The organism is Muriicola sp., from assembly GCF_049669965.1.
GTDB lineage: Bacteria > Bacteroidota > Bacteroidia > Flavobacteriales > Flavobacteriaceae > Muriicola.
Map to the genome: position 1 here is coordinate 1 of NZ_JBATLB010000124.1, position 10,598 is coordinate 10,598.

Annotated in this window: 10 protein-coding genes; 3 read left to right on the forward strand and 7 right to left on the reverse strand. The window is 42.0% G+C overall.

Going from position 1 to position 10,598, the window contains the following annotated elements; translation table 11 throughout:
• Nucleotides 1-120 precede the first annotated feature (120 nt).
• Nucleotides 121-2,055 carry an OmpA family protein gene (locus tag WBM49_RS06820; RefSeq protein WP_424371309.1) on the forward strand — a complete coding sequence of 645 codons (1,935 nt, stop codon included), beginning with the start codon at nucleotides 121-123 and terminating at the stop codon, nucleotides 2,053-2,055.
• Here the strand turns inward: WBM49_RS06820 and WBM49_RS06825 are convergent.
• The 7 genes from WBM49_RS06825 to hypA all read right to left on the reverse strand — a co-directional run bounded on the left by WBM49_RS06825 (nucleotide 2,052) and on the right by hypA (nucleotide 8,054).
• Nucleotides 2,052-3,305 (reverse strand): NRAMP family divalent metal transporter, encoded by a 1,254-nt coding sequence (locus tag WBM49_RS06825; RefSeq protein WP_424371310.1) that lies wholly within the window; start codon nucleotides 3,303-3,305, stop codon nucleotides 2,052-2,054. The two genes, WBM49_RS06820 and WBM49_RS06825, sit on opposite strands and share 4 nt — an antisense overlap.
• A gap of 44 nt (nucleotides 3,306-3,349) precedes the next feature.
• Nucleotides 3,350-3,982, reverse strand: coding sequence for a SanA/YdcF family protein (locus tag WBM49_RS06830; protein WP_424371311.1), 633 nt, complete (start codon nucleotides 3,980-3,982; stop codon nucleotides 3,350-3,352).
• Between the two features lie 95 nt (nucleotides 3,983-4,077).
• Complete coding sequence (locus WBM49_RS06835; RefSeq protein WP_424371312.1) at nucleotides 4,078-5,814, reverse strand: tetratricopeptide repeat protein; 1,737 nt, start codon at nucleotides 5,812-5,814, stop codon at nucleotides 4,078-4,080.
• 17 nt (nucleotides 5,815-5,831) lie between these two features.
• Nucleotides 5,832-6,518 carry a leucyl/phenylalanyl-tRNA--protein transferase gene (locus WBM49_RS06840; protein ID WP_424371313.1) on the reverse strand — a complete coding sequence of 229 codons (687 nt, stop codon included), beginning with the start codon at nucleotides 6,516-6,518 and terminating at the stop codon, nucleotides 5,832-5,834.
• 14 nt (nucleotides 6,519-6,532) lie between these two features.
• Nucleotides 6,533-6,796, reverse strand: a complete 264-nt coding sequence (locus WBM49_RS06845) for a HypC/HybG/HupF family hydrogenase formation chaperone (protein ID WP_424371314.1) — start codon at nucleotides 6,794-6,796, stop codon at nucleotides 6,533-6,535.
• 4 nt (nucleotides 6,797-6,800) lie between these two features.
• Nucleotides 6,801-7,691, reverse strand: a complete 891-nt coding sequence (hypB, locus tag WBM49_RS06850) for a hydrogenase nickel incorporation protein HypB (protein ID WP_424371315.1) — start codon at nucleotides 7,689-7,691, stop codon at nucleotides 6,801-6,803.
• Nucleotides 7,692-7,712: 21 nt separating this feature from the next.
• Entirely contained in the window at nucleotides 7,713-8,054 is a 342-nt protein-coding gene (gene hypA, locus WBM49_RS06855) for a hydrogenase maturation nickel metallochaperone HypA (RefSeq protein ID WP_424371316.1), read from the reverse strand.
• A 147-nt stretch (nucleotides 8,055-8,201) separates the two neighbouring features.
• Between hypA and WBM49_RS06860 the strand changes: the two genes are divergently transcribed.
• Nucleotides 8,202-9,326, forward strand: a complete 1,125-nt coding sequence (locus WBM49_RS06860; protein WP_424371317.1) for a hydrogenase small subunit — start codon at nucleotides 8,202-8,204, stop codon at nucleotides 9,324-9,326.
• A 10-nt stretch (nucleotides 9,327-9,336) separates the two neighbouring features.
• Nucleotides 9,337-10,598: nickel-dependent hydrogenase large subunit (locus tag WBM49_RS06865; protein WP_424371318.1), on the forward strand; the 1,262-nt coding region annotated here is incomplete at its 3' end.

Here is a 10,598-nt window from a genome sequence, read left to right on the forward strand (position 1 = left end):
CACATGAGATAATCCTGAAATTCTTCCTGGGAGAAGGTGGCAACCGGGTAAAATCTGATAAATCAAAAAATAAAAAGGGTAAACAAATAGACACCCCCAGATTCTTTTAAAACCTACCCTATGAAACTAAAACAATATATCTTCTTTTTTTGCCTGCTGGTCTCAGGGATCTCCTTGAGTCAAAAAGGACAGTCTAAAGGTGATGTTTTGTTCTTTGAATATCAGTATCAGGGAGCCATTAGAGAGTATCTGAAGGAAATGAAGTCACAACCTCTGAGTACACAACAGTATTTAAATCTTGCTGAATCATTTATGAAGCTTAGCAACTATGAGCGCGCAGCGGATACCTATCTTGAGATTTATTCTAAAGATTCGGTATTTTCTGTCTACCATCTGAATAAAATGCTTCAGGCCATGTCATTTACCAAAGGAACGGATAGTGTGCGTACTTTTCTTAATGTCAATCAAAGCATCTTTACACCAGAATTGGTGGAGAACGCCAATTTCAATTTTGAACTCCGCTTAAATGGGGATAATTCATCTGATGCTTCGGCTGTTTTTAATGTAAATGATAACAGCCCTCAGGCAGATTTTGCTCCTTCATTTTACAGAGATCAACTTCTTTTTACAAGTGCCCGAAGCCTGAACACCAAAAGAAAATATGAACCTTCAGGGGAATCTTTCCTGGATATATTTGTCGCAAGGCTTAATGTAAAAGGTGATATTGTGGCTACAAGACCTTTTAATGGCATTCCTGATTTTGAATTCCACCAGGGAACGCCTTATTTCTCTGAGGCTCTGGATGCAGTCTTTTATATTCGTTCAAATGAGGAAAATGGAGACCTTGTTTTTGATGACAAGGGGAAAAACTCCCTGGCTCTTGGTTCCTCGGATCGAAATGGCAATTTCCGCTTCCTGCTGAAAGATCTGAGCACTTCATTTTATTATCCTTTTTATGATGCAGAAAGCGGGAAGCTCTATTTTGCCGCTAATTTTGAGGATAGCCTGGGAGGTACGGATATCTATTACGTGTACACCAATAATGGCCTTATCATGTCTTCTCCCATCAATCTTGGTCCACGTATAAATACCCCCGGAAATGAAATAGCTCCCTATATCTTTGAGGGAAGTTTGTACTTCGCCTCTGATGTATTTTATGGCCTAGGAGGAATGGACACCTACAAATCAGAGATTCTTGAAGACAACATTTACAGCATTCCGGTAAACCTGGGGAAAGGCTTAAATTCGGAGGAGGACGATTTCGGATTTATTATTAATAACTATCAGGATAATAGTCTTATTGGGTATTTTTCCTCCAACCGTCCCGGGGGGAAAGGGAGTGATGACATCTATGGCTTTATCATAAAAGACAAGCCGGGAATTAAGACATTTACCCTCAACGGGAGTGTTTTGAATATTACCACCAATGACAAGATCCCGGATGCGGAAGTTAGACTTCTGGATGAGGAAGGGAATGTTATAAAACAAGCAGTAACCAACTCAGAAGGTATATATAGAATAGAAGTGCCATGGCGGGAGAACATTACCGTGCAGGCCACTAAAGGTCGTCATTCAATTTTCTCCAATGCCTACACGGGAGAAGCTCTGGAGCAATTGCAGACCATGGCCTTTAATATAGGTATCGCAAGGGTAGATGACCTGGTGGAAGAAACAGAAGGTCAAACCGTGCTAAAGATGAACAAATTCTATTTTGACAAGGGGCAGAGCAAGATCACCGAAGCTATAGCAATTGAACTGGAAAAAGTGGTGGATGCAGTAAGCAGGTTTCCACAAATGCAATTGCGGATAGAATCACATACAGATAGCAGAGGGGGGGGGGCCTCCAATTTCAGACTCTCTCAAAGCAGGGCCGATGCCATTAAGGAATATCTGGAAACCCATGGGGTATCTACTTCGAACATTCTATACTCAATTGGGTATGGAGAGGACAAATTGCTGAACGATTGTACAGATGGGGTATTCTGTTTGGAAACCTTCCATAAAAAGAATGAGCGCCAGTTAATTGTGGTGCTTAACTACGATCTTCTCTTTTAAAACAGTATCATCCAACAATAATACAGGGCAAAGAGTGAGAGAAATACAATGCCCGCATAAGTGAGGTACTGTAACCCTTTTTTTGGATGAAAACTAACCGGTAGATCACTACTCATCACATTTTTAAGATTCATATAACCTACAATAGGAGCCATCACAAAGGAGATAAAAGTAGCTAATGCCACCAAAGTTCCCATATTGGCGCCAAAGGCACTTAAGACCACATAATTTACAACCGCCAGACCGATGATACCGATAGCAAAGTATTTTTTACCCGAGTAGTCTTTATGGGCGGGGGTAAGGTGTTTTAAAATATCCAGACTTACGCGGGCAATGGCATCATGAGCGGTCATACAGGTGCTGAACATGGTGGCAAAGGCCGATACGGCAATAAAAATATAGGCCCATTTCCCTATGTGGGTGGTGAACAATTGCACCACCTGATCCGCAAAAGTAACTGCATTACTGCTTAGCTCCGTCTGGGTGCCATAAAGGGTCATCCAACCTATGATCAAAAAGAAGATGGCCAAAAGTGCCGTCATGTAGTATCCCGAATTAAATTCTTGTAAAGCCTCATTCAGGGGTAACCTTCTTTTGGTAACTTTTTGTTTCTCCAGGGTCCATAAACTGATCCAACTGCTTGCCTCCACTGCGGTAGGCATCCATCCAACCAAACCGATTAAAAACAAGATTCCCACCTCATTAAAAATAGGTATCGGCTCAAAATTGGGATCAGGAGTTACCTGCCCTTTGTAAATCACTAAGATAGTGGTGACCAGCAAGGCTATGAACAAGATAGAGACCACGAACTTAAGGGAGAGTTCCAGGAATTTATAGCGCCCAATAATAAGAACGCCCGAGATAAAGATAAACAGTCCAAGTGCCACCGTGCTAACCGAGACGTCATGTACCTTAAAGAGGTTAATGAAGAGGCCGGCTGTTACCACATACAAGGCTGCCAAAATGGTAAAAGTGGTCATCAAAGTTATAAAAGTGTAGAGCCAGAGATATCCTTTTCCGCGGTTGCGATAGCCTTCAATAAGTGAGGTGTTGGTTACCGTCGTATAACGTATTCCAAATTCAAAAAAGGGGTATTTTAAAATATTGGCCAGAATGATTGGGATCACCATCACCCAGCCGTATTGAGCTCCTGCTTTGGTAGAGAGTACTAAATGAGAGGTACCAATGGCCATGCTTGCAAACAACAGACCGGGACCTAAATTTTTTACTAAGGTTTTTAAACTAGGCATATACTAAGTACCCCTCTAAAGTAGAATATTTTATGTAATTCTGTTCAGGGGATGGAAATTTTATCCCCGTTTGAGGTGGGTTGGGTATTGAGAAGCAGATCTATAAAAACCTTTACCCGGGCAAAGTATTCCCGAACCTGAACTTTCATCCCTTGAGAACCCTCTATATCCTTTGCATTATACCCAATTGCGTAAAGACCTTTTTTTTGGGCCAGGTAAATAGCGCGTTCGTTCTGGAATTTTTGGGAAATGACTGTAACGCTGTCCAGGCCAAATACTTCCTTGGCGCGTACCATTGAATCTAATGTACGCAGGCCAGAGGGGTCCAGAATGATCTTGTCTTCTGGGATACCACCTTTAATAAGATCCTTTTTAAAAGTATCTGGTTCATTATAGTACTGAGTAGCATTGTCTCCGCTGACCAAAACCAGGTCTATTTTTCCCGCCTTGTAAAGGGCGATGGTCGCAGCAATTCGATTGGTGTAATAAGGATTGTTTCCTCCTTGAATAAGATGGCTTGAGGTACCCAGCACAATACCTACTTTGTTTTTGTGAAGTTTTTGAATGCTGTAAAAAGTCTTCCCTTCCGCACCCTTGTCAATGATTGCATCACAGATAAGCAAAGTAGCTAGCAGCAAAATGATCAAAAGAAGCAGGAGGGAACGTATTTTTTTCATACATATAGCACAGGCGGATAAAGGTAAGGAAATGCCATTTACTAACGAGAAACCAATTAAAAGGATGTTAGAATAAAATATTGGTTAAGTTTCTACTAAATAGTAAGCGCCTCTCTGATATCATTTACCAAGTTTTTATCTGCACCTTCTTTAAGCAGCATTTCAAGATCTTTTCGAATGATGTCTGTAAACCCCTGTGAGCCAACATCGGCGCTAAGGAATTTACGGTAGTGATCCAAAGCCTTCTGAGCTTCTTTTTCCAAAAGAAAACAATGGGCAAGATTGCACAAAAGTAAATGGGATGAATCATCCAGAAGCTGACCTTTATGAATATAAGATTTGGCTTTCTCAGGCTGATTCATACGCAGTAAAAGCCAGGCAAGATCATTATATGACATTACCAATAGGGCATTGATTTCAATATTTTCTGGAAATTGGGCCTGTTTTTCTTCTAGCAAGCTTGTAAGCTCCTGTTGAAAGACAAATTTTTCAGAAGGTAGGATGGTACTGTTTATTTCTTCCTTGTATTCGCTTGTTTTTTTTGTAACATATTGAAGAGTAAGTGTTTCCAGGTCAATTGCGTTAAAATATTCCATTTGCGCAATACAGTCCATTCTCATATTATTGATGACGAGCCGGTGATCTTTAAAGCTGTCCAGTCTGCTTTTTACCTCGTCCAGTATTTCAAGGCTTTTGGATTTTAAGGAGATGTCGAGTTGTGTTTCCAGGTTTATCTGATATAGTTCCACAAGGTTCAATGCGGTAGCACATACATCAGGGCCAAAGGCTTCAGGTTCTTCCGAGGCCATCTTCCTGCGAAGCGAAAGGGCTTCAGAAAAGAAATGTTCTGCTTTTTGATAGTTCTTGTCTTCAAAGTAAAACAATCCTATGTTGTGCAAAGAGGTAGCCAGATAGTGAATATACTGCTCCGGATGTAAATCGGATAGACTGTGGTATGCATCAATTGATTGTTGCATATAGTCGATAGCCTTCTCCAGTTCCTGTGAGCTGGCAAATAAAATAGCAAGGCTATTGAGGGTTGCTGCCTCATAAGGAAGAAAAACATCCCTGTGGGTACTTGTCAGTTGCTTATAGATATCAAGAGAACGCTGATAGGCAGCAATAGCTTTTGGATGCTCATCCATGGAATTATAAGTAACAGCCAAATTGTTATGTAAGGCAGCCATGATGGCCATACCAGGTCCGTTACCCGAAGACTCCTGCAACTCATAAAGGTCAAGGGCCTTGGTATAATGTTTTTTTGCATCAAAAAGATTAAACTCATCTGTATAAATAACCCCAAGTTGATAATGTGCCCTCGCCTTCAGAGCGTTTAGTTCCGGGAGAGCTTCATATCGTTTAATGGCCTCTTTATAATGCTTTTTGGCAGATAGGAGATTTCCTTTTTGAACAAATGCTTCGCCCAGGGCAAAATGTGTGTTGGCAAGGTGTGAAGTATAAGAGGAGCCATTAGCTTCAACAAGCTCTTTATAGAAAGATATAGCTGCTTTATAGTGTGTGATTGCAGATGAAACATCAGAGGGTAGAAGGGCGGCAGCCAGATTATTATGTACAGAAGCAATCTCGGCTTCGTTCCCTTTTTCTTGTTCGGTTTTGTACAATATCAAAGATTCCTGGAAGGCAGCTATTGCCTTATTTGGCATTTTTAATTTTTGATAGAGTCGGCCCAGGACCATATACAGATCTATTTTTTGTGTACTACTAAGAGGATGTTTCAGGGCCTCCGTATATTCTGTGATTGAGTCCTCTAGCTTATCTTCCTGGAGGAAAATAGCAGCTTTTTGAAGTCGGTCTTCTAATGTAGCTCGCATAGGATCTGTCATTTAGGTTATAAGGTGTTTATTTCTTGCCTGGCAAAGTTTCTTTCATTTTCCTTGCAAAGATTTACATAGTTGATCCTGGCCATTTCTTCATATTCAATACCCGGCACAAAGACAGTTGGTTTTTGCATGTCTACTAACTGAAATTTCTTTTCCCGTAGTCTTTTTAAAAGAGCTCTGATCAGCTCATGAGCCATATCCGGATTTGCAGCTACTAAATACTCTCCGAAAAAAATATTTCCAATGGCCAGGCCAAAGATCCCTCCCTTTAATGCATCTCCTTCCCAGGCCTCAACCGATTGGGCATAGCCCATTCCGTGCAGTTCCATAAAAATGCGGAACATGCGCTCAGATAACCACTGTGGGCTCATCCCATCCTTCAGATTATTGTGTTCCTGGCACAGTCGTAAAACACCTTCGAAGTTCTTGTTGAATTGTAACTCGTGCTTATGAACGGGGGCCTGGGGGGGCAACTGTTCTATTTCAAAGCTTTTGGGATACAAAACCGTCCTGGGATCCGGGGACCACCACTGAATGCGCTTTAAGGGATGATGCCAGTAGTAGATGCCGGCATTATAGGCGGCAAGCAGATTTTGCGTTGACATGGAACCACCAACAGCCACCAGCCCATCTATATCTGCGAAATAGGCAGGAGGCAATTTAAATTCATCCTCTTTTATTTCAAAATAAGGCAAGGTGGTAATGTTGTTTAGTTGTTGCTATCCGGCGTGTCCAATTCGTTTAATTCCCCCAACTGTTTTAGTATGTCAAAGGTTTTCTTTGCTTCGTCCTCATCTACTACACTGATTGCTGCGCCTACATGGACCAATACATAATCTTCCACCCTGGCCTCGGGAACAAGGGTAAGACTAACCTCTTTTAGTACACCGTCAAAAGATACTTTTCCAACTCTGAATGTTTCATCGAGCTGGGAGGTAATTGCTATGAGTTTTCCTGGAATGGCTAGGCACATAAGATCAAGAATGTGTGGTTGTACTTACGGAACTAAAATTTATGTTTTTTTTCAACCAAGTATACCACTGATTCATTCCTTCTCCTGTGGTTGCCGAAACTTCACAAAACTCAAGATGTGGGTTAACTTGTAAGGCGTATTTCTTTATCTCCTCAATATCGATATTCAGATACGGCAAGAGGTCTATTTTATTGATAATGCACAGATCTGCCGTATGGAACATATCCGGATATTTTATGGGCTTATCTGTTCCTTCCGTTGTGCTGATGATCACCACCCTTTTATCTTCTCCAAGGTTGAACATGGATGGACATACAAGGTTTCCAACATTTTCTATCATCAGGACCGAATCATCTTTTATATTCAATTTTTTTACTGCGTCGTATACCATATCACTTTCCAGATGACAGCCTTTCCCAGTATTGATCTGTATCACAGGAACTTTTAATGCGGCAATTCTGTTGGCATCATTTAGTGTTTGTTGATCGCCTTCGATCACATAGAAAGGGATCTCTTCTTTAAGGTCGCGTAGTGTCCTTTCCAGCAAAGCCGTTTTTCCCGAACCCGGTGAGCTTACCAAATTAAGTGCAATTATATTTTTGGCTTCAAAAAACCCCCTGTTCTTGGCAGCCATAATCTCATTTTGCTGTAGAATATCCTGTTCCACCCGCAGCACTTTTTTTTCATGCGAATCGTGTGTATGATCATGGTGCTGGTGTGAATGATCATGAGAGTGTTCGTGATCATGCGAATGTCCGTGATCATGAGGATGTTCATGGTGATGATGGTGATCTCCATGGTCATGAGTATGGTCATGATCCTGATGTTCTTTTTTACCTGGCTTTATAATTAAGACGCCATTTTCTTCGCTTCCGCAACCACATGTACCGCACATAACAGTATTGATTTATTATTGTTAAACTACTTCCAGGGCTTTTACTCGTAGTTCTTTCCCCTGTAAAATTCCTTTAAAATTACTGTGACATTGAGGGCAGGCATCATATAAATGCTTCATGCTAAATACAGTATCACAGTCCACACATTGTCCTTTAGCCTCAATCTTATGGATCATCCTTTTGGCGTGTTCCAAAACAGTATCCTTAACAGCAGCAGGCCATACAAAATCGAGCGATTCAAACTCAATCCCGGCTAAAGTTCCGATCTCGAGTTCAATTAATTCTACCGTTTTGGCCTTCGCCTTGGCGGTTTCATCTTCGGCAATTTTAACGATCCCCAATGCAACCGATAATTCATGCATTTTCTTCCTTCTGATAGTCAATACAATACTAATGAAATGATTTTTTTCGGATCATGACAAAAGTCATATTTTATTTAGAGTGAGGTAATTACATTTAAGACTATCGGATCTTTTTTGAATCAAATCGTTTATAAATTCAAATTTATCATGGCCACGCAAACGGATACAAAACAAACCTATTACGAGAGTATCGTTAAACATGGATACTCCAGACGGGACTTTATGAAGTTCGCCACCTATATCACTGCATATATGGGACTAGAATCTTCAATGATCGCCCAGGTTGCTAAATCACTTGAGACAACGTACAGATTACCGGTTATCTGGGAACACTATCAGGAATGTACCTGTTGTAGCGAATCCTTCATACGGTCGGACCACCCTATTGTGGCCGACATTATTCTGGATAAGATCTCCCTTGATTATACACTTACACTTATGGCTGCCTCCGGCCATCAGGCTGAAGCTGCAAAACAGGCAACTATGGATAAGTACAAAGGAGAATACATTCTTTGTGTGGAAGGATCTGTACCATTAGGAGACGACGGAAATTACTGCTGTATTGCAGGCAGATCTGCGAAAGATCTATTCCTGGAAGCTGCCGAAGGTGCTAAGGCTATTATTGCATGGGGAAGCTGCGCTTCCAATGGATGTGTGCAAGCCGCATATCCCAACCCAACAGAGGCAACTCCTATTCATAAGATAGTGAAGAACAAACCCATTATCCGAGTACCAGGTTGCCCGCCTATCGGCGAGGTAATGGCGGGAATTATTGTGCACGTGGTAACTTTTGGAAGATTGCCAGAACTTGACGGACTTGGCAGGCCAAAAGCCTTCTACTCTAAACGTGTGCATGACAGCTGTTATCGAAGACCTTATTACGACGCAGGGCTATTTGCGGAAACCTTTGATGATCAGAATGCAAAAGATGGATATTGCCTTTATAAGGTTGGCTGCAGAGGTCCAATGACCTACAACGCCTGTGGCACCATTAAATGGAATAATGGGGTAAGTTTTCCTATTCAGTCGGGACACGGTTGTATAGGTTGTAGTGAAGAAGAATTCTGGGACAACGGGCCATTCTATGAGCGCCTTACCGGTCTGGCCGGCTTCGGAATTGAGAGTTCTGCAGATACCATAGGTAAAGTGGCTGCAGGGGTATTAGCCGGAGGGTTGGCTGCACACGCCATCGCAGCGAATATTTCCAAACGAAAAGAGCTGAAAAGCGAAATTTCGAGTGGTAAGAAAAATGAAAAAAAACTAGAATCATAAAGCAGAGATCATGGCAAATAGAATTGTAGTTGACCCGATAACAAGGATTGAAGGTCATTTGCGTATTGAAGTAGAGGTAAAAGACGGGATAATTACCGAGGCCTATAGTTCCAGTCCTATGGTTCGTGGCCTTGAAAACATAGTAAAAGGAAGGGATCCCAGGGATGTCTGGGCATTTGTCCAGAGAGCCTGCGGGGTATGTACCACGGTGCATGCCTTGGCTTCAGTTCGCGCTGTGGAAGATTCCCTGGGAATCGCTGTTCCACCCAATGCGGAAATGGTAAGGAATATTATGGAAGGAGCCTTGTATATGCACGATCATTCGGTGCACTTTTATCACCTTCACGCATTAGATTGGGTAGACGTAGTCAATGCCCTGAAGGCCGATCCTATAAAAACGTCCGAACTCGCTCAAAGCATTTCCAGTTGGCCAAAAAGTTCCCCGGGATATTTTTCTGACGTGAAAAAACGAGTCACCAAATTTGTGGAGAGCGGTCAGTTGGGCATCTTTGCCAACGGATACTGGGGTCACCCTCAAATGAAACTTCCGGCAGAAGTTAACCTATTGGCTGTTGCTCATTATTTGGAAGCTTTAGAATGGCAGAAAGAGATCGTTAAGGTACATACCATTTTTGGTGGAAAGAACCCGCACCCAAACTATCTCGTTGGGGGTATGGCCTGTGCCATCAATACCGAAAGCCCTGGTGGTATCAATGCAGAACGCTTAGCCTATGTAGGGAAACTACTGGAAGAAGGTAAACGATTTATTGAACAGGTCTATATTCCGGATTTGTTGGCCATTGCCTCCTTTTATAAGGACTGGGGTGGTATTGGCAAAGGATTTGGCAATTATATGTGTTATGGGGATTTTCCTACCAATGGGTATAACGACATTTCCAGCTTTAAGTTTCAGCAGGGGATCATCTTAGACCGGGACCTTTCCAAAGTTTACGATGTAGACCACAGAAATGAGGATATAGAGGAGTTTGTAAATAACTCCTGGTATGACAATTATGAGGAAGGGGCCGATAAGGGCCGCCATCCATGGGATGGAGAAACTAATATCAAATATTCCGGACCAAAACCACCTTATGAATACTTGGATGTAGATCAGAAATACAGTTTTATCAAAACACCGAGATGGAAAGGTAAGCCAATGGAAGTAGGTCCATTAGCCCGCTTATTGGTCAATTATGCCAGGGGCAATAAGGAGGTACAGGATGCCGTCAACGGCGCTCTTAGCTATCTTGATGTGCCTGTGGATGCCTTGTT